Below are 18,171 nucleotides of genomic sequence, written 5' to 3'. Positions count from 1 at the left end.
GTTTTTTCTCTTTCTTCGGGGACTAATTCAACAACGGTGCGTTTAGAGAAGCCCCAGGCTAAGATGATACCAATGGCAGTGATTACGAGCCATTCTGGTGGGACTAGATCATCGTTGATGACTTTTAATAGAAGACGCAAACCAACAAAGGCTACAGTGATGTAACCTGCGTCTTCTAAATTTTCATATTCATCTAACCAACGGATAAATAATCCAGCCATGAATCGGAGGGTGACAATCCCGATGGTTGTACCGGTGATGACTAGCCATGTTTCTTGAGAAACAGCGATCGCTGTTGTGACACTATCTAAGGAAAAGGCTAAGTCTGTAAATGCAATCACGGGTATAGCTTGCCATAGTGACTTAAAACGTGGTCCGTGATGGTGGTTTTCTGCGTCTTCTTGGGAACTAAAATGTTGGAATACTAGCCATAAAAGATAACCAGCCCCTAGTAGTTCAAATTGCCAAAATTTCTGTACCCATGTAGCTGTTAACAACAGGGTGATTCTTAGCACATAAGCAAAGACTAAACCAATGTTGAGAGCTTGATTTTCTAATTTTTTGTCTTCTAGTCCTTGAGCGATCGCAGCGAGAGCGATCGCATTATCAGCCGATAGCACCGCCTCTAAAAACACTAAGATTAAGAGGACTATTGAGGCTTCAACGCTGAAATGAAAGTTTAGGTAATTAAATATTTGGTCTAACATTCCAATTTCTCATACAGATTAAAAATTAACAGGATTAGAGATTGCAGAAACCACATTGATGCTTCTCACCCTATAGACATGAAGTCTTATTTCAATTGTATATTTTAACCTGCATTTAGCCCAGTCGGAACTAGCAATTTATAGCAAGTAACGGCAGGGGTAAGGGTGTAGCTAAAAAAGGTTGTTCTTTTTCCCCCTCTTTTCTTCTTGTTAGGAATCTTCAGCAGTTTAATTGCCTGATATGTCAGAGAATAAAGACATTTTGGTAATTCTTATTATTAGCTATTCTTTTCCTCATTCATTCCACAGGTTTTCCACAGGAAATTTTATACTTTTCCACAGATGTTTTACGAGTTAATCGGTTATTGCTGACTTACTGGGGATTGTTTACCTTTGATGACAACAGTTTTTATAACTGAGTTTTTATTAAGTTACGTAACAGAAATATAGTCTAATGCCTGATTACCTCGTAAAGATTTATTTTTGACTGCTAATTTTTAACATTTCGCAGCATTGACAAATCCACCCCTTGTGAGCGCAAAATAATGAGTCCCGGTTTTATTAGAGAACTCCACATCTGAATCTATATCTGAACTCGTACTTCTTTAATTTAATTTCCCCCCCGGCAGAGTCAAGAGGGTTCTAAGTAAAACTGAACATAAGTAACTTTTTTTTCATGGATCTACAGGAAAATTTTATGAACGCAACAGTCCCTCTCTTTACCGAAATCCCCGAAACATTACAAGAATCAATGAATAACTACTTAGAAACTCATCCTGACTGGGATCAAAACCGAGTCTTGACAGCAGCTTTATCACTATTTTTGCTGCAAAATGGAGAGAGCGATCGCCAAGCTGCTCGGATTTACTTAGAAACATTGTTTCATCATTGACCAAAAATCATGGCATACAAGCCCTAAATAAGTAGTGGTGCAAAATAAATTGTATATTTAGGGAAGAGAACAAGTGACAGGTGACAGACAAGAGATACAGAGACTTATATTGTTTTCCCAAATGTTCAATTAATTTTGCTCAGGTACTTATAAAGAACCGTGGAACACACGGTTTTAAAAGTCAGTCAATGTCTTCAAAGAAAAATCGCTAACAAAACCACACTCAGTAGTTTACGGAGCGTGTCGCAGGCATAAGCGAGGATATGGAGTATGTTACGGCAGATTTGAGCATTCAAACTTATACCCTACACCACGTACAGTTTGAATTAATGCTGATTGAGTAGGATCGAGTTCGATTTTCTTACGAATTTGACCGATATGAACATCAACAACCCTTTGATCCCCCACGTATTCATAGTCCCAAACCTCTTGAATCAGTTCGGAACGTCGCCAAACACGGCCAGGATGACTAGCTAAAAAATATAATAAGTCAAATTCCAAAGCCGTTAGGGGAATGGGTTCACTATTAATTATTACTTCCCTTCGCACAGGATCAATCGTTAGCTTGTCAAAGACTAGGCGTTGATGTTCTGCACCAGTGACAACCCGCTGCCTCCTCAAAATTGCTGCTACTCTCACCTCTAACTCTGCCAACCCAAACGGCTTAGTGAGATAGTCATCAGCACCTTTAGAAAAACCGCGAATTTTATCAGCTTCGTCTGTCCTGCTAGTTAGTAGTAGCACAAATACGCCGCTACGACTTTGCATTTCTTGACAGAGGTTAAAGCCAATTACATCCGGTAAATTAACATCCAGAATTACCAAATCGGGGTTAAATTGCTCAAACATAATTAGAGCTGTCTTACCATCTTCGGCAGACTCAACTAGATAATTTTGTTTAAGCAAAAAACGTTGGATTAAATTCCGAACTGCGGGATCGTCATCAACTACAAGAATTTTGGCAGCGGACATGACCATTACTTTGTACAAAAGTTCCTAGAATTAACAAACATGATTGCGTTTTTACGCAATTTTTACAAAAAAAGGGAACAGGGAACAGGGAACAGGGAACAGATAAGAAACACTCATTTGGACTAGTTTAAAGCTCAGTCAAAAAAAGGATGTTGTTAAAAGATGACGAGCAGCGAAAAAACAGTGTCATTATTTTCATCTCATGTTTAACTCAAACATGAGTTTTTTCTGTTCCCTGTTGCCCGCGATGCACTGATCTGGCGATACCCTGAGCTTGTCAAAGGGTCGAAGTGTTCCCTGTTGCCTCTGAATTTGGCAGTAATTAAAAATTTACAGGGGACAAGGATGATTATCCTGATTATTTCTTGTCTCCACAAGCCTGAATTTTTGTCCGCCTAACAATATTTAGATTTGGATTGTTAAGTATGGGGTTTGCTCCCCTGCCCCTTTTCTTTCCTTAGCTCTAAACAATAGTATTGTATAGTAGTCTTACTATATACACAAGTTTATGGTATTGGTAAATACTCAACTATAATGACAATACGGGAGGATGGGAAGCCTCTGTCCAATCTTGTAGGTGAGAGAAGAGGGAAAAGAGCAAATCAGTGTATATTAGAAATAAGTTCAAACAAAACCGTTCGCGGAGTATGCTGTAAGCATAATTGCTGGTTGGAAATTAAATAGCACTGACTTTGAGCAATCAAAGAACCAGGGAACACTCAGTTTTCAAGCTCAGTCAATGTCCCCGTTGAGGAGTAGCTCAAAAACCCACATTCATCTGTAAGACAGTGTGCGGAGTATTTCACCATTCTGTATGCGGTTGCCCTGTCCACTTGTTTCGAGCAATATAAAATCTAAAGTTGTTTTTCTGTAAAATAAAGAGTGCCGCTTACTAAGGCTAAAGTAATAAACTCCTATGAGTGATCAAAATCCCTACGAAAAACTTGGGGTATCAGAAGATGCAAGCTTTGATGAAATTCAGGATGCTCGGAATCGCCTGTTGGAACAACATGGTGGTGAGGGTAATAACCTAGAAGTAATTGAAGCGGCTTATGATGCAATTCTAATGGAGCGCCTACGGATGCGCCAAGAAGGTAAAATCAAAGTACCTGAGCGGATTCGGTTTCCAGAAATGCGAGTTCCATCTTCTCCCCAAGCAAGTCCAACTCTTAGTCAGCAGTCTCCTGCTTGGTTACAACGGAGTTTGGATCAGCCGACATTACCAGATGTATTGTTACCAGGAGCTTGGTATCTGGGTTTAAGTGCAATTAGTTTGTTTTATGCTGGTGGCGAGCAAATTCTCCAACTAGCATTGGTAGTTGGGGTGGGTGTTGGTGTTTACTTCCTCAATCGCAAGGAAGGTAAATTTGGTCGAGCAGTTTTATTCACGTTAGTCAGTTTAATTACTGGCTTAATTGTTGGGGGTTTAATTGCTGGCTTGATATTACCAGTACCATTGATAAACGTGACAGCTAATCAGTTTTCTACGCTGTTGACTTTTATATTAATGTGGTTAGTAAGTAGTTTTTTACGTTAAGTAGTGGGTAATTGGTTGATGGCCGATTACCCATTCTGGTTTGAGCTATTTACTGGTTGAGGATAAACGCTACAGCGGTTTTTAAATCTGGCATAATTAGGTCGGGTTGATAAGATGCTAATTGTGTGCGATCGCGGATACCAGACTCAACTGCAATAATTTTAATATCATGTTTTTTGGCCGCAGCAATGTCGGCTTCGGTGTCTCCTACCATCCACGTATCAGCCGCAGGTGGTAGTTCCGCTAATGCTCTCGTCATTAATAAAGGTTTATCTTCCACATCACGGGTTTTTACATAGTCGTTACTCAGACAATAACGGCGGTTTTCTGGGAAAAATTCACCTAAATTGTGTTGATTGAAGGCATAATCGAGTTCTCTTACCCGTCGCATCGTCATCACGGCTAAATCAACACCGGCGGATTTAATTTGGCTGAGTGCGGCTAATGCCGTCGGGATCAGGGCATCATATTGGAAATAAGGTAAGGTGTGAACCGTTTGTTTACGAATTTGGGAAAATTGTTGCCCTTGTTGGGGATCTAAACCTGATTTTAAGGCAATTTCGATTTCGGGAGTGTGCGATCGCTTCAATTGCCAAAATTCGGCTTTAGAAAGTTCTGTAATTGTTTGCTCAGAATATCGGGTTTTCTCTAGACATAACTGATAAACACGGTAGTACCGTTCAGAAACGTCCATAATTGGACCGTCAAAGTCAGTAATTAATCTCAGCATCAGCAAATAATGTTAGCCATATAAACTTAACAACAATAACAGATATAGCAGTATGTATTTGAATGAGATACATCATAGCCCCTTCCTCGCTTGCGGGGTGGGGGTTGGGGGTGGGGTTCTTGTATCTCACTCAAGCGAGAACCGCTATAAGGGTTTGCTGGATTTTTGATGCTCAACAAAATTATATTGATAATCTTTAACGTGCTTGGCAGTAAGCAATTGTATCTGTAGATGGCAAGCAACACACCATTTTAGTAGCAAAAGGCAAATTTTAAAACTTCCCTCCTTTTGAATAAAACTTAATGCCAATCTGACTATACTATTATTCATATTAGTTGAGATTACTTCAAAACTAATAGCTACAGTCAATGTTTGTTACATAGAAAAACCACGAATTATGAACAACAAACTATTTACTAACATATCTATTCAGGAACAAGAAAATACTTCAGGTGGTGCTAATTTTCCTGCTCCTGCTATTGATAATTTTCTTGATGTTATTCCCATACTAGTTAATAATTCATTACCCGAAATACTCCCAAGCTTCGTTTATGACTTACCTATTCTTGGTTTCTTTGGTTTTTAGTTAATTAGCAAAAATCAAGCCTCTAGAAACAGTTCTAGAGGTCTTTTTTCGTTACAATTACCGCAGAGCTAAAAATTCAAATCATCTCACGGTATTTCAACAATAGACAATTATCAATTACCAATGATCAATTGGTCAAGTTGTCTCCGTAGATTCTGGTTGAGTTTTAGCAATCAAATGATTAGAGATGTTTTTGATGAGAGATTTTATTTTTTTTGGAAGTCCCTTAATTATGTTCTCTTAAGATTTTGCCCAAGTGGGAGTGGATGGACGCGCAGTAGCGATCGCATGAAAGAATGCAAATAGCCTGTGACTGGCTTGATTATAATCTCGGTATTTTTGGAAATCGAAAGCCCGTAATTCTTTTTCTATGACGTTTTCGACATCAGCCGCTAAATTTAACCTCCCTTCATTGAGATAACATTCAGTTAAAAATAGCAGTTTCTCAACATTAATATCGTTGGTTTCCCATTGAATATCAACAGGAAACTCATAGTTTTTGGCTAATGTTCCACCACTGTAAACATTTTGTATGAGTTTATTGCCCATAATATATTTAACTTTATGGGTATCAACCAATCCTAGCAAATCATCAGCAGTTGGCTTCAACCCCAGACGACGACGGAATACAGAATCAATAATTTCATACTTACTATTATCTGAAAATACCGTGACAACAACTGTTGCAATTCCTTCTGTATCACCATAACATCCGATGATGTTTTTACTTTTTTCATCGTGAACAAACAAGATATCCATATTTAACAACTAAATTAATGATAGGGAATCGAGTTTATGAAATTTTCTCAGGTGAGACTGACAATGCAAAACTCAATACCGATAATCTATCAGATTTTTTTGTTAAAAATGAAGTATTTATTCAAAAAAAATAAACTTTCTATCAATAGGTTAATCTTAGATTAACTACAAATTAAAATCTATTTCCCTAGATAGATGAAAGTGCAAATTTTATTTTGCTCAATATTAAAGATGGGTAAAAAGATGGGTAAAATAAAACTAAATAATTGGTAATTGGTGACTTGTCCTGAGCGTAGCCGAAGGGTTGGTGATAAAATCTCAGTTTTAATCCTATTCATCCTTTAATCCTGGACATCGTGATAGCGCAGCGTGGCGTTAGCCATTTCTGACAATTTCTTTTACATTAATAACTGTAATTGTGAACCTTGCTGGTTTTTACTAACTTCAATTCGGGCTTGAAAGGCTTCTTTGAGGTGGGGCATATGTGTTACAGTGAGGATACAGGCAAAATCAGAAGATATGGCGTTAATTGCGGCTATTAAGCGATCGCATCCTTCCCCATCTTGTGTACCAAATCCTTCATCTACTACTAATAATTGTAATGATGCTCCGGCTCTTTGGGCTAATAATTTGGCTAAAGCTAAACGAATGGCAAAGTTAATTCTAAAAGCTTCTCCACCGGAATAAGTTTCATAGGATCTTGTTCCTCTAGCGTCAGCAATTAAGATATCTAATGTATCTATTAATTTAGCATTTTTCTTGCTAGATTTGCCACTACGTCCCGCCTTTTGGGTGATAAATTGGACGTGAAATTGATTTGCACTCAATCGAGAAAGTAATTGATTAGCTTCTGCTTCTAGTTGAGGTAAAATATTTTCAATCATTAAGGCTTGAATGCCATTTTTACCAAAAGCTTGAGCTAATTCCTGATAAACACGCTGTTGTTGTTTGCAAGTTTGCAATTGTTGTATTTCTTGTTCATATTGATTTTGCAAAGTTGCTAATTGCAACGCCATTTGTTTTAATTGTCCCAACTGAGATATTTTATGATCTAGTTCCTGTCGCCGATTTGCTAATTGTTGTTCTAAAATATTAATTTGGGCTGTTGGGTTGGCACTATCGGACAATTGTTTAACAATATCATCAATTTGTTGAGTTAATATTTCTCGTTCTTTAAAGATTTTTTGCAAAGATTCTTCTAAGTCTTGACATTTATTTCTTAATTGGGGATATTGTTCTTGGGCTGATAATAGTTGTTGATGCCGTAATTGCCAACCTTGCCCTTGACGGACACCTTGACGCAGGTAATTATGTTGTTCTGAACTATAACCAATTTCGGCAATTTCCTGTTCTAAATTAGTGATTTCTTTAGCGCAATCAGAGTCAGTTTGTCCCTGTTGAATTTGCAATTGTAATTGGGCAATATTCGCTGTTAATTCTGGTTTTTTAGTTGTTAGTTGTGATTGGCGTTTTAAGGCATCCTTAATTTGTCCTTGTTTAATTTCTGCCCAGCGCCATCTTTCCACCTCATTCCGGGCGAGAGCGTGGTCTTGTTCGCTATAATTAAGCTGTTGGATATATTGATCTAATTCTTGAATTTCCGCTTGTTTTTCTGGTGCATAATTACCAGTTTCTAAACAAGTTTCTAAATGTTGTTTTTCGGAAATAATTTGCATTAACTGTTCTTGCACATCACTTGTAGCTTGTAGCTGTGCTGCTAATTGTCCTCTTTGTTCTCGCAAGGAATCATAACCAGATAACTTTTGGGATATTTCCCGATATTCTTGTCTGAGTACCTGAATTTCCCGATCTGAAACCGCCATTTGTTCCCGTACTACCCAAAATTGTCCTTGGGTATCTTGATATTCTAATTGGGTTTTTTCAACAACTTTACTCCAATGATGTTCATCTAAAGGACGTTCACATAAAGGACAAGTTGCATCGGGATTTTGTAACATTTGCAATTTTTGTTCTAGTTCTCCCAACAACCTTTCATAATCTCTTTGGTGAGCTTGCAAACGTTCAATAAAATGTCGTCTTTCCTGTCCTTTTTCCTGGACTCTTTGCAGATAAACGCGCTTTTTTTCTAATTCTTCAATTTGTGTTCCTACTTCGATGACTGCTTGTTGTAATTTAGGTTGACGATGATGTTGATTTTGTAGTTGCTTTTCTGTTGCTTGCATTTGTTCCAATCGCGCTACTAAACTTGCATGAGTGCGATCTAATTGATTTTGCAAACTTGCTCTTTGTTGTAATAATGGAGTTACTTGCATTTGCAATTGATCTAAATTTGTCAAATGCTGACGAGCGTTATTTAATTGTAATAAAGCTGTTTCTATATCTCCAGATTTACTTAAAGTTTGGGCAATTTCTTGTTCTTGCTGTTCTAAAGCTGCTAATTGAGCTTCTGCTTGTTGAAATTGGCGTTCTAAATCTTGAGTTTGTTTATATAGCTGTTGTTGTTTTTGTTGTTTTAAATTTGTAGCGCGGGTATGTTGTTCAAACTTAGCTGCAAAGATTTCTTCTTGGGATTGCAGATTTTGATATTGAGTATAACCAGCTTGGATATCAGTTTGTTGATTGATAATCTTTTCTAAATCTGTTAATTGGGATTTTACAGATAATCGTTCTTGTTGCAAGCGATCGCTATCTTGACTAAGATGATCATATCGTTGCCGTACAAAATTTAATTGTTGTTCCCAATTTTGCCGTTGATGTTGGATAACTTGCAAACTTTGTAATTGAATCTTCTCAAAAGCTTGCACCTGTTGTAAATCATTCAGTTGTGCTTCCAACTCAGCGCGTCGGCTTTCCGTTGCTTCCCGTTGTTGGAGTTGAATTTTGATATTTTCTAAAGAGTTTTCTAAATCTTCTCCTCTAATTCGATAAATTTTAGAATTATCCTTTGCGCGTTCTTCCAACTCATCATACTGATTTAGTTTTAACAACTCCGCTAAAATTTCCTTGCGTTCAGCGGGACGTTTGAGCATAAATTCATCGGCTTTCCCTTGACGTAAGTAAGCCGAATTAATAAAAGTCTCATAATCTAGCTTGATATGTTCGAGAATGACATCCTGGGTGGCTTTTAACCCCTTTCCAGTTAACGGACGAAACCCAGCAGGAGTTTCAATTTGAAATTCCAAAATGCTAGTTCCACCTCTCACCCGGTTGCGAATTACCCGATAAGTTTGCTGACCACTTTGGAAAGTGAAATCAATTCGGACTTCTTTCGCACCAGAATGAATCACATCATCTTCAATAGTAGCGCGGCTTTCACCCCAAATTGCCCAAGTGATAGCTTCTAAAAGAGAAGATTTTCCCGCACCATTAGAACCACAAATACACGCCGTATGCAAGCCGCTAAAATCTAAAGCTGCATCACGGTAACTAAGAAAGTTTTTAATGATAAGTTGAACTGGGATCATTCAGGCTATAGTGCCACATTTACAATTTTGATTGTTAACAGTACAGATGCACTTGATTTTTAGTTTAGCTATCTAGTAAGCAGGTTTCTAGTCTTGAAGACATCAATTTTACAAAAATTTACAATAGACATAGGAGTGAAAATTAAATATGCGTGGTTTAAACCAGGGATTTTCGGCTCTACAATTTTTGTCGGAGATGTCTATTTGGTTATTTATATGCTTTCTCGAACATTTTTAAATATTGCTGTTAAAAATGACACTCGTGTAGCTATGCCCAAAATTAACCAAGAGAAACTAAACAAAATTTTAGTTTCACTTCCCCCATTTGAAGAACAAAAACGCATTGTTTCCAAAGTAGATAAATTAATGAAACTATGTGATGAACTAGAAACCAAACTAACACAAACTCAAACAGAGAGCGAAAAAATCATCAACGCTGCTGTCAAACAACTGTTAACGGTGTAGTTTGTCTGATAGCGTAGCGTGGCGCAAGCCATATCAGGATATCCAGGATTTAAGGATTTACAAGATGAAAATAACTATGGGTTAATAAACTTCATCGTGGCTACCAATATTAACTAAAATAATTGTTTCATCTTGTATTAAAAATACACAAATAATCCGATATTCATAAGTGAGACTACATGAATAAAATTCACTGAGTTCACCTTTTAATTTATGTGTTTTTAGCGAAGGATCGAAAGGATCGATTTTTAGCTTTTCTAATACTTTTCCATATTTATCAGCTAAATGAGGACGTTGTTTAAAAAATTTGCGTTCTTTCCGCGTATAGTCATCATCTTTAACTAATTTCATCTTTTAAATCTTGAATATATGTTTTTATATCGCCAATCTCAGTAAAGCTGGATAAATCGCCCTGTTTTATTTTTTGTAAAGTTCTTAAACATTGATCTTTATCTATTTTTATATCTTCATCTTCACTAGATTCTGGCACTATCTCGCTGTTAATTCCTAGTCTAAAGTAGTGAATTAACTCATATAATGCTTGTAGTTTAGATTCAGGAATATATTGTAATTCGTTAATGATGTCATCTTTAATCATAATAAAGTACCTAGTTAGTTAATGGACATGATTTTAATTATTGAAATTCAATCAAGACTGTAAGGATTGATAACTTTAAAAAACTCAGACATTACACAGGTATCAATTAGATAAGTCATAGTTCAAAATTCCTACCTGTGTCTTTATCACGTTCAAACAATGAAGCGATATCATCTTCGGCAGATTCATCATCTATAAAACGTAATCTCTCAAATAAGGGCAGTTCTTTTTTTGTTGCTGCAAGTAATTGGATAATATTTTAATGACTGCTTCCTGTGCATTTTCATAGTGACTAACTGCGATAATTTCATTAATTAGTTCATCATCTATTGTGATAATGGTCATTGTTTTTTCTCCGTTATGTTCAATAAAATTTCAGGTTTATCTAAGCCTATAAAAGATTGACCATCAAGAATATCTGCTACTAAATCTAATATTTTATCCCCTTTGTTCCGGTTATGATTATACCACCAAGCCAAATCTGCTTTAAAATCAGGACTGAAAACAGGAAAATAATCAGATATACCAATTCCCATTCAAGTGAGGTACAAGAAGAAAGAATTAACCGCAGATGAACGCAGATAAATTTGTACCTCGTTAGACTAGAAAATGCTATAATTCTTTCTCTTGATTATGAGTATTTCAAGAAGTTGTACAACTATATTGTATAATATTCTATTTTTGTTGTCAAAATTGCTGGTGATAAATGTGGGGCGTTACGGTTAATTCTTGCATCTCAAACTTCCAAATATTTGCACAGCATACACCATACTTAATATTTACTTTCTCTCATACAATATATATACATCATCCCCTCACCCCAGAAACCACCATGACACAAATTACTCTTTCGGAACTCCCCCAAACCCTGCAAACCTTAATTAACCAAGCTAAAAAAACAGGTGAACCCCTAACCATTACAGAAAATGGTATTCCCTTGGCTATCATTTGTCCTATTAAGAAAAAATCCCTTCTGCAAACACTTTCTACCCTTGAACCACTAGACGAAGATTTTGCAGATATAGATGCAGGACTATTACCCCTAGATAATATCGAGTTTTAACCATGAGTTATTTATATTTATTAGATACAAACATCCTTTCTGAACTGATCAAAAATCCCAGAGGTGTAATATTTTCCAAAATTCAAGAAGTAGGAGAAGATAAAATTTGTACAAGTATTATTGTAGCTTGTGAGTCAATATTTGGAGCGAGAAAGAAGAATTCCCCAAAATTGATAGAAAAACTAGAATTAATTTTGGATAGCATAGAAATACTACCTCTTACTCATCCTATTGAGGAATATTACGCAGAAATACGTACTTATTTAGAACAACAAGGAACACCAATCGGCGGTAATGATTTATTAATTGCTGCCCATGCAATAAGTTTGAATCTAACTGTAATTACAAACAATGTCCGTGAATTTTCCCGTGTCCCTAATTTGAAAGTTGAAAACTGGCTTAAAAGCAATTGAAAATCTGACAGAACATCTCTACAAGAGTCAGTTTCATTATCAAGTGATGTTCTAACTACCCTGTCCATGGCTATATGAGTAATATTTCCCCAGAAACTATCCCAGTTAATCCACGTCATCCTACATATCACATATTATTATGGCAGCCCTACGATGAGTCATCCTATCCGTTGGCAATCTAGCACTGCTGCACTCATGGCCATAGCCATTACAACAGGTGCAGCTATCCCTTTAGTATCCTTTGCTCCGGCTCTTGCTCAAGGATACAATCTGAATCAATCTCGAACAATTAGTATTCGCTCTGGTGCGACTTTACCTGTTACTTACGAAAAAGAGAAAGTTATTGTTAAACCTGGTGAAACATTACCCCTAACTCTGAGAATAGCGGATAATATTACTGATAGCAACAGAAATATTTTAATCCCTATAAATACTGAAGTGATCGGTGAATTACAACCAGTTAACTTAAATAGCACTTATTCCAGAGATAGGGATACTGAAACTAATCAAGGTGTCCGCTTTGTAGCTAGAGAATTAATCTTTCCTTCTGGACAACGACAACAGATTTTTGCTAACTCCCAAACAATCACCCAAACAGAAACAATTAGTGAGGGAGCAAGCACTGGAAAAATATTAACTGATGCTGCTATTGGTGCGGGTGCAGCTACTGTGATTTCCTTGCTGACAGGTAATAAGAAAATTGAAGTTTTAGAACCTGTTGGTGGTGCAGCAGCCGGGGCTTTGGCAAGTGTATTACTAAGGAAAGAAAAATCTGATGTTTTTGTTCTCAGACCAGATACAGATTTAGCGATTACTCTCACTTCCAATTTAGTTATAAATCGTCAATAAACTTAATTGCTGTTAAGTGTGAATTTAATGATCTGAATAAAGCGATGCTTACATAAATCATGGTGAGCGATCGCTTTATTTTTGTGCATTTATTGTCCACTAGAGCTTAAAATAACTATCTGGGGAATTTTTTTATTGCTTACTTTTTCAAGTCTGTCACCAAAATTGGCTACTTCAACCTCTAGAGGTATACAGAAATCAATAAAAAATGCTATATTAGATTATACATAGTCTTTCTAGACAAAACGTTAATTAACTACTGCTAACATCGAAAATAATGGGAACTATCTATTTTTACGATTGTCTGTATTATTAACCACAAAAAAATAAATTTAGAGGAATAGAATAAATGGTTACTTTCAAAAATTGGCAATCGAAAACAGCATTAGTAATGGCTTTGAGTATTACATCTACGGCTGTTATTCCTTTTGTTATCACTACTCCAGCTTCTGCACAAACCTCTTTCAATGATGTGCAATCTAACTATTGGGCATCTCAATTTATTCAAGAATTATCAAGACGGGAAATTATTGCTGGTTTTCCTGATGGTAGTTTCCGTCCTGAAGAAGCAGTAACCCGCGCTCAATTTGCGGCTATGTTGAATAAAGCCTTCAATAAATCAGCCCAACGACAAGGCATCAGATTTAATGATGTAGCTACCAATTTTTGGGCATATAATGCTATTCAACAATCTTATGTTACTGGTTTCCTCTCTGGCTATCCTGGCAATCGTTTTGAACCTAATCAAGCAATTCCCCGTCAACAAGTTTTAGTTTCTCTTGCGAATGGTTTAAACTATTCTCCTAGTGCCAATATTAATAGCATTCTCCAAACTTTTAATGACGCTTCTAATATTGCTGACTATGCCCGTAGTCCTATAGCAGCCGCTGTGGAAAGACGCATGGTTGTCAACTATCCTAATGTCAATTTCCTCAACCCAACTACCAACGCAACAAGAGCGCAAGTAGCAGCTTTTATTTATCAAGCATTAGTTAGTTCTAACCAAGCTTCCGCTATAAATTCTCCCTATATTGTGGCTTTACAAACTACTCCCACACAACCAACATCTGTTACCATACCCCAAGGAACTACAATTCCTGTTAAGTATGAAAAAGCTGAAAAAATCTTGGTGACAAAAGATGAAACAGCGCCTTTAACTTTAATGACATCTCAAAATATCATTACTCAAAATGGTACAGTGATAATTCCTGCTGGTAGTCAAATTGTTGGTGAACTGAAACCGGCTCAAAATGGTTCTCAATTTGTCGCTCAAAAATTGATTTTAACATCTGGTCAAGAATATCAAATAAGTGCTACTTCTAATGTAATTACTAAAACTGAAACTGTTAGAAAAGGAACTAGCACAAGTACAATTATCAAAAATACTGCCCTTGGTGCAGCCGCAGCCGCAGCCGTCTCTGCGGTGACAGGAGATAGAGCTATTGCGACAGAAGAAGTTTTAGGCGGTGCAGGAATTGGGGCATTAATTGGTTTATTCTTTGGGAAAAGTAGTGTTGATTTAATTGCTATTGAACCTAATACAGATTTGCAATTGACAATGAATCAAGATTTGCCCATTACAGTTAGGTAATAAGTGATAAATTAACTATCACTTAATCAACAGTCAATAGCCAAATTATAAACGTAGTTCCTGGGGTATGAGGTAAGGTGATAACTGAGTTAATTGCCGGACTAAAAGCCTCTATGTTTCCCTGCATTTCTGCTATTAACTGTTTAGCAATGGATATTCCTAAACCAGTCCCAGGAATTTCTGTTTGTGCTTGTACGCCTCGGTAATGTCTTTCTCCTAGATGTTCTAAGTCTGCTGGGGGAATACCAGGACCAGTATCACTAATAGCAATTCCTTGAAAGTTACCTTTTTTTTGCCCACATTGGACTAAAATTTTCCCACCTGCGGGAGTATATTTCAAAGCATTATCTATAATATTACTCAATACTTCCCGTAAAGCCTTTTCATTCACTTTAACTAAAGGTAAATGGTGGGAAATTTCCGTAATTAATTGTAAATTTCGTTCTTGAGCGATCGCTTGAGCCGATATTAACAAAGGCGCTAATAAATCGGCAAGGGAACAATCACTTAACTTTTCTCCTGTTCCGGGTAATAATAACGCAGGTTTAGCTGGCTTCTGCACATTCTCATTCATAACTACCTGAGACTCTGGTAGGGGACGGGGTGCTAAATCTGCTGTATTTAAGTCAATGACCTGATCAAACTGTTGTAATAATTCTTGTAAGCGATCGCTCTCCCGGACTATACTAGTAGCTACTTCACGATTAGTATCAGCAGGACGCATTCGCTTAAATAGTAATTTACCAAAGGTGCGGATAGCAGTTAAAGGGTTACGAAATTGGTGCAAAAGATTATCTAATAAATCCCGTTGTTCCTCTTGCAGAATTTGTTCTTGTTGCAGTTGGTGTTGCAACCATGCCTGACGTTGGTCTAAAATGCAAGCGATCGCTAAAGTTTTAGCAATCCGTTCAATGTCCCCCTCTTCCCGTTCATTCCACTCCCTGTCGTCCCTTGCAGTCACCAATAACCCCATCATTACACCCTCATAAATCAGCGGTAAAACAATTTGGTTATTGCTGAGTAAATATTCATCTTGTAAACTTTGTTTTCCAGTTGCATCGGATTCCGGTGATGGATGCGAAGATACGGAAGTTGGTTTTAACAACCTTCTTTGTTGATTTGGTAACGCCAAAACATTAGCAATCCCTATGGAATAACCGTCCTGTGTTTCACCATATTCATCACCATGGGTTAATACCATCGTTTCTGGATACACCATTACCGGAATCAGTCGGGCATCACCTGTGGGTTTTTCCACCAATTCTTGTGTTAAATAAACTACACTAAAAGACGCTCCCATTCCTTGGGTTAGCAGGGCTATTTGCTCTCGACATAGAGCAAGAAAATCAGAACTAGCAGACATTAGCATGAGTTCAGGAATCTAGAAGGTCAGAAAACATGAGAAAGGTTATTAGCTATCTAGTGTAATCTGGGAATGGGTTAAGAGGCAAAAGGAAGGCAAGAGATACAGAAGCAGAAATTTTTTAATTTTTAATTCTTAATTTTTAATTGTTTTTCCCTCAGTTGTATCAAAACATTAAAACCCATTGATTTTTTAAGATAGAACTTATATAATGACGACGGATTTTGTAGCCAAAACTACAATCTATAGCTTGAAACAGGAGGACAATAGGTTGGCAAGGAGACGTAAGCGGAAGAGTCGTCGCAGACAAGAAGGACGACGGATACTTGAACATATTCCTCAGTACAGCATTGAAAGTGGCGAAGATAAACCTGTGACAGCAGCAAGAAAATTCATTCAAGCTGAAGGTATTTTGCCACCCGCGCTGCTACTAGTAAAGCGTAATGAACATACAACAGACCGTTATTTCTGGGCGGAAAAAGGTCTGTTTGGCGCTCAATACGTAGAAGAGAATCATTTCTTGTTTCCTAGCCTCAAGGTTCTAGAACCGTCTACAGCACAAGAAGCTGTGGCTATGGCTAGTAGATAAACAACAAATGACCATCATATCTCTTAACTGTTACTTCTGACTCTGACAATAATTAACTGGCCATTTTGACCTGTTTATTCAAAAATTCCATTTTTTTTAATTTTGTGGTTGAATCTGCCAGTAGGGTTTAAACAACTTCTCTCAAGTCAACGCATAATCAATTTCTCATAAACCTAATTTGGTTATATGAGTCAATTCATTATCAGCTTATCTCGCAGAGAATAGTGACAGAGCTAGGAGAATCCAAAAACGCAGCATGAATTCATGCTCTCACTAACTTGGACTACTAGCAAGCTCTGTCAACCAAATTAAATTTTTCCTTTCTCCCTACTGCCTATTTGCTCAAAAGTTTAGTCAGAAGTCTAGATTAATGTAGATAGTGATGGTTTTCATCCCCAACAATCAATCAAGTGTCAAGCGTCTTTAGCTGTAATGCCCTTTGTAACTCAGCAAGTTCATCTCTATGGGCAGTAACAGTAATTGTACTTGAGAAGTTTTGTCCACTGCGGATATTTTCCATCTTTAGTGACACCTTCTCAAGTCTTCCAGACTTCTTCCAGTACAACAGACCACTTAAAGGCGCAAACAGGATTAATAACAGAAAAAACTGTCCAAAATCAGGAAAAAGCATTGATAAAACCAATGCTAGACAACCTAAACCCACCGCTGCTAATAGAGTCAAAAAAACAGTTAAAAACCAGCTAGGTCTGACAAATCCCTCAAAAGTGACTTGATTTTTAGTCGAATCTACTGCTAATACTCGATAAGCACGAGAGCGAAAATATTCCTTTAATGAACTCATTAACGTTTCCTCACCCTGCTCTGAAACCAGTCGCATTACTTCTATACGATCTTTAGTTGAAGCGCGGATAAAGAAAAACAAACCAACTGATAACAGCAAAGTTAACAGGAAAGTAGATTGCGAAACAGTAGAATCCATAACGAATTTTTACGTCTGAAATTTTTAGTAGACTTAAACCATTATCAATTATTCTGGAATCAGGTAACAGACAACAGACAGAAGTTATTTTTTAATCTTTAACATTTAATTTTTATATGTCACAAAACTCCGAAACCCCATCATCTAATCTTAGATTTATAGCCCAAAAATTTCGCCTAGCAGGTTGGATTAGTTTCTGGATTCAGTTAGTATTAGGTGTGGTTTCTGGGGTAATTTTACTGCTATATGCTATTTCTAGTCAAAGACCAGGAAGCCCAGCGAACAATCCGGGAACAGGATTTGGCCTTTTCTTAGCAATTTGCGGATTAATTACCTTGGGTGTGGGCATTTATTTGGCTTTCCGGTACACCAGAATTTCCAAAGACCTCCAATCTAGCAATCCTAATAATCGTCCTCGCAAAAGCGAGACTGTACAAGTATTACGTTTAGGAATATGGGTAAATTTAGGAGGAATTCTCCTTACACTATTGGGGGCGCAGGCCATAGTTGGTAGTTTAGCAGCCAGAGCGATTACCCAAACCCAGTTTTTATTCGGTACTCAAGGCAACCAACCGTTTATTAGCGGTTTAGATATGTTTGTAGTCCAAGCGAATATAAACACTATCTCAGCCCACTTTTCTGGACTTATAGCTTCACTATTTCTGCTGAATCGCATTACTAAATAGTTTGGT

Annotated in this window: 21 protein-coding genes; 10 read left to right on the top strand and 11 right to left on the bottom strand. The window is 37.1% G+C overall.

Going from position 1 to position 18,171, the window contains the following annotated elements:
* Window positions 1–707: TerC family protein (locus FJR38_RS15705; protein WP_168538047.1), on the bottom strand; the 707-nt coding region annotated here is incomplete at its 3' end.
* 697 nt (window positions 708–1,404) lie between these two features.
* On the opposite strand from FJR38_RS15705, the gene FJR38_RS15700 reads away from it, so the two are divergent.
* Entirely contained in the window at window positions 1,405–1,599 is a 195-nt protein-coding gene (locus FJR38_RS15700; protein ID WP_168538045.1) for a DUF2811 domain-containing protein, read from the top strand.
* Between the two features lie 273 nt (window positions 1,600–1,872).
* On the opposite strand, the gene FJR38_RS15695 is transcribed toward FJR38_RS15700, so the two are convergent.
* Window positions 1,873–2,571, bottom strand: a complete 699-nt coding sequence (locus FJR38_RS15695) for a response regulator transcription factor (protein ID WP_168496588.1) — start codon at window positions 2,569–2,571, stop codon at window positions 1,873–1,875.
* A gap of 916 nt (window positions 2,572–3,487) precedes the next feature.
* Between FJR38_RS15695 and FJR38_RS15690 the strand changes: the two genes are divergently transcribed.
* Window positions 3,488–4,108, top strand: coding sequence for a CPP1-like family protein (locus tag FJR38_RS15690; RefSeq protein WP_168496586.1), 621 nt, complete (start codon window positions 3,488–3,490; stop codon window positions 4,106–4,108).
* A 49-nt stretch (window positions 4,109–4,157) separates the two neighbouring features.
* On the opposite strand, the gene FJR38_RS15685 is transcribed toward FJR38_RS15690, so the two are convergent.
* Entirely contained in the window at window positions 4,158–4,838 is a 681-nt protein-coding gene (locus FJR38_RS15685) for an HAD family hydrolase (RefSeq protein WP_168496583.1), read from the bottom strand.
* A 397-nt stretch (window positions 4,839–5,235) separates the two neighbouring features.
* Between FJR38_RS15685 and FJR38_RS15680 the strand changes: the two genes are divergently transcribed.
* A complete protein-coding gene (locus FJR38_RS15680; protein WP_168496582.1) occupies window positions 5,236–5,424 on the top strand; it encodes a hypothetical protein in 189 nt (62 codons plus the stop codon).
* Window positions 5,425–5,664: 240 nt separating this feature from the next.
* Here FJR38_RS15680 and FJR38_RS15675 read toward each other — a convergent pair whose 3' ends face one another.
* Both FJR38_RS15675 and sbcC read right to left on the bottom strand, forming a co-directional pair.
* Complete coding sequence (locus FJR38_RS15675; protein WP_168496580.1) at window positions 5,665–6,183, bottom strand: hypothetical protein; 519 nt, start codon at window positions 6,181–6,183, stop codon at window positions 5,665–5,667.
* Between the two features lie 398 nt (window positions 6,184–6,581).
* Window positions 6,582–9,608 (bottom strand): exonuclease subunit SbcC, encoded by a 3,027-nt coding sequence (gene sbcC, locus FJR38_RS15670; RefSeq protein WP_168538044.1) that lies wholly within the window; start codon window positions 9,606–9,608, stop codon window positions 6,582–6,584.
* Window positions 9,609–9,701: 93 nt separating this feature from the next.
* Here sbcC and FJR38_RS15665 point away from each other — a divergent pair, with 93 nt between their 5' ends.
* Window positions 9,702–10,073: a restriction endonuclease subunit S gene (locus tag FJR38_RS15665; protein ID WP_217360026.1), complete on the top strand. Its 372-nt coding sequence runs from the start codon at window positions 9,702–9,704 to the stop codon at window positions 10,071–10,073.
* A gap of 81 nt (window positions 10,074–10,154) precedes the next feature.
* Here FJR38_RS15665 and FJR38_RS15660 read toward each other — a convergent pair whose 3' ends face one another.
* The 4 genes from FJR38_RS15660 to FJR38_RS15645 form a co-directional block, all read right to left on the bottom strand.
* Window positions 10,155–10,424, bottom strand: a complete 270-nt coding sequence (locus tag FJR38_RS15660; RefSeq protein WP_168538043.1) for a type II toxin-antitoxin system mRNA interferase toxin, RelE/StbE family — start codon at window positions 10,422–10,424, stop codon at window positions 10,155–10,157.
* Window positions 10,411–10,671, bottom strand: a complete 261-nt coding sequence (locus FJR38_RS15655) for a hypothetical protein (protein WP_168538042.1) — start codon at window positions 10,669–10,671, stop codon at window positions 10,411–10,413. The genes FJR38_RS15660 and FJR38_RS15655 overlap by 14 nt, the downstream gene beginning before the upstream one ends.
* Window positions 10,672–10,863: 192 nt before the next feature.
* Window positions 10,864–11,016 (bottom strand): type II toxin-antitoxin system VapB family antitoxin, encoded by a 153-nt coding sequence (locus FJR38_RS15650; RefSeq protein WP_254449482.1) that lies wholly within the window; start codon window positions 11,014–11,016, stop codon window positions 10,864–10,866.
* Window positions 11,013–11,207 carry a hypothetical protein gene (locus FJR38_RS15645; protein WP_254449481.1) on the bottom strand — a complete coding sequence of 65 codons (195 nt, stop codon included), beginning with the start codon at window positions 11,205–11,207 and terminating at the stop codon, window positions 11,013–11,015. Before FJR38_RS15645 ends, FJR38_RS15650 begins: the two co-directional genes overlap by 4 nt.
* A 296-nt stretch (window positions 11,208–11,503) precedes the next feature.
* Between FJR38_RS15645 and FJR38_RS15640 the strand changes: the two genes are divergently transcribed.
* From FJR38_RS15640 to FJR38_RS15625, 4 genes are all read left to right on the top strand, one after another.
* On the top strand, window positions 11,504–11,734 hold the full coding sequence (locus FJR38_RS15640; protein WP_168538041.1) for a type II toxin-antitoxin system Phd/YefM family antitoxin: 231 nt from the start codon (window positions 11,504–11,506) through the stop codon (window positions 11,732–11,734).
* A gap of 2 nt (window positions 11,735–11,736) precedes the next feature.
* The gene (locus tag FJR38_RS15635; RefSeq protein WP_168538040.1) at window positions 11,737–12,147 is read left to right on the top strand and encodes a type II toxin-antitoxin system VapC family toxin; all 411 of its coding nucleotides are present in this window, start codon (window positions 11,737–11,739) and stop codon (window positions 12,145–12,147) included.
* 153 nt (window positions 12,148–12,300) lie between these two features.
* Window positions 12,301–12,996 (top strand): conjugal transfer protein TrbI, encoded by a 696-nt coding sequence (locus FJR38_RS15630; protein WP_168496571.1) that lies wholly within the window; start codon window positions 12,301–12,303, stop codon window positions 12,994–12,996.
* A gap of 349 nt (window positions 12,997–13,345) precedes the next feature.
* Window positions 13,346–14,587 (top strand): S-layer homology domain-containing protein, encoded by a 1,242-nt coding sequence (locus tag FJR38_RS15625; RefSeq protein WP_254449480.1) that lies wholly within the window; start codon window positions 13,346–13,348, stop codon window positions 14,585–14,587.
* A gap of 22 nt (window positions 14,588–14,609) precedes the next feature.
* Here FJR38_RS15625 and FJR38_RS15620 read toward each other — a convergent pair whose 3' ends face one another.
* On the bottom strand, window positions 14,610–15,956 hold the full coding sequence (locus tag FJR38_RS15620) for an ATP-binding protein (RefSeq protein ID WP_168538038.1): 1,347 nt from the start codon (window positions 15,954–15,956) through the stop codon (window positions 14,610–14,612).
* A 265-nt stretch (window positions 15,957–16,221) separates the two neighbouring features.
* Here FJR38_RS15620 and FJR38_RS15615 point away from each other — a divergent pair, with 265 nt between their 5' ends.
* Entirely contained in the window at window positions 16,222–16,539 is a 318-nt protein-coding gene (locus tag FJR38_RS15615) for a DUF3155 domain-containing protein (protein ID WP_168496567.1), read from the top strand.
* A gap of 406 nt (window positions 16,540–16,945) precedes the next feature.
* Here FJR38_RS15615 and FJR38_RS15610 read toward each other — a convergent pair whose 3' ends face one another.
* The gene (locus tag FJR38_RS15610) at window positions 16,946–17,479 is read right to left on the bottom strand and encodes a cofactor assembly of complex C subunit B (RefSeq protein ID WP_168496565.1); all 534 of its coding nucleotides are present in this window, start codon (window positions 17,477–17,479) and stop codon (window positions 16,946–16,948) included.
* Window positions 17,480–17,595: 116 nt separating this feature from the next.
* On the opposite strand from FJR38_RS15610, the gene FJR38_RS15605 reads away from it, so the two are divergent.
* Complete coding sequence (locus tag FJR38_RS15605; protein WP_168538036.1) at window positions 17,596–18,165, top strand: DUF3611 family protein; 570 nt, start codon at window positions 17,596–17,598, stop codon at window positions 18,163–18,165.
* The last annotated feature ends 6 nt before the right edge of the window (window positions 18,166–18,171 follow it).

The organism is Anabaena sp. UHCC 0253, assembly GCF_009712085.1.
In the GTDB taxonomy this organism is placed as follows: domain Bacteria; phylum Cyanobacteriota; class Cyanobacteriia; order Cyanobacteriales; family Nostocaceae; genus Dolichospermum.
Note: the sequence above shows the minus strand (reverse complement) of the source record. Positions and strands in the feature narration are given on the sequence as shown.

Excerpts from the sequence above, each read along its gene's own strand:
- FJR38_RS15700 (WP_168538045.1), top strand. The coding sequence starts at position 1,405 with ATGAACGCAACAGTCCCTCTCTTTACCGAAATCCCCGAAACATTACAA.
- FJR38_RS15695 (WP_168496588.1), bottom strand. The coding sequence starts at position 2,571 with ATGTCCGCTGCCAAAATTCTTGTAGTTGATGACGATCCCGCAGTTCGG.
- FJR38_RS15690 (WP_168496586.1), top strand. The coding sequence starts at position 3,488 with ATGAGTGATCAAAATCCCTACGAAAAACTTGGGGTATCAGAAGATGCA.
- FJR38_RS15685 (WP_168496583.1), bottom strand. The coding sequence starts at position 4,838 with ATGCTGAGATTAATTACTGACTTTGACGGTCCAATTATGGACGTTTCT.
- FJR38_RS15680 (WP_168496582.1), top strand. The coding sequence starts at position 5,236 with ATGAACAACAAACTATTTACTAACATATCTATTCAGGAACAAGAAAAT.
- FJR38_RS15675 (WP_168496580.1), bottom strand. The coding sequence starts at position 6,183 with ATGGATATCTTGTTTGTTCACGATGAAAAAAGTAAAAACATCATCGGA.
- sbcC (WP_168538044.1), bottom strand. The coding sequence starts at position 9,608 with ATGATCCCAGTTCAACTTATCATTAAAAACTTTCTTAGTTACCGTGAT.
- FJR38_RS15660 (WP_168538043.1), bottom strand. The coding sequence starts at position 10,424 with ATGAAATTAGTTAAAGATGATGACTATACGCGGAAAGAACGCAAATTT.
- FJR38_RS15655 (WP_168538042.1), bottom strand. The coding sequence starts at position 10,671 with ATGATTAAAGATGACATCATTAACGAATTACAATATATTCCTGAATCT.
- FJR38_RS15650 (WP_254449482.1), bottom strand. The coding sequence starts at position 11,016 with ATGACCATTATCACAATAGATGATGAACTAATTAATGAAATTATCGCA.
- FJR38_RS15645 (WP_254449481.1), bottom strand. The coding sequence starts at position 11,207 with ATGGGAATTGGTATATCTGATTATTTTCCTGTTTTCAGTCCTGATTTT.
- FJR38_RS15640 (WP_168538041.1), top strand. The coding sequence starts at position 11,504 with ATGACACAAATTACTCTTTCGGAACTCCCCCAAACCCTGCAAACCTTA.
- FJR38_RS15635 (WP_168538040.1), top strand. The coding sequence starts at position 11,737 with ATGAGTTATTTATATTTATTAGATACAAACATCCTTTCTGAACTGATC.
- FJR38_RS15630 (WP_168496571.1), top strand. The coding sequence starts at position 12,301 with ATGAGTCATCCTATCCGTTGGCAATCTAGCACTGCTGCACTCATGGCC.
- FJR38_RS15625 (WP_254449480.1), top strand. The coding sequence starts at position 13,346 with ATGGTTACTTTCAAAAATTGGCAATCGAAAACAGCATTAGTAATGGCT.
- FJR38_RS15620 (WP_168538038.1), bottom strand. The coding sequence starts at position 15,956 with ATGCTAATGTCTGCTAGTTCTGATTTTCTTGCTCTATGTCGAGAGCAA.
- FJR38_RS15610 (WP_168496565.1), bottom strand. The coding sequence starts at position 17,479 with ATGGATTCTACTGTTTCGCAATCTACTTTCCTGTTAACTTTGCTGTTA.
- FJR38_RS15605 (WP_168538036.1), top strand. The coding sequence starts at position 17,596 with ATGTCACAAAACTCCGAAACCCCATCATCTAATCTTAGATTTATAGCC.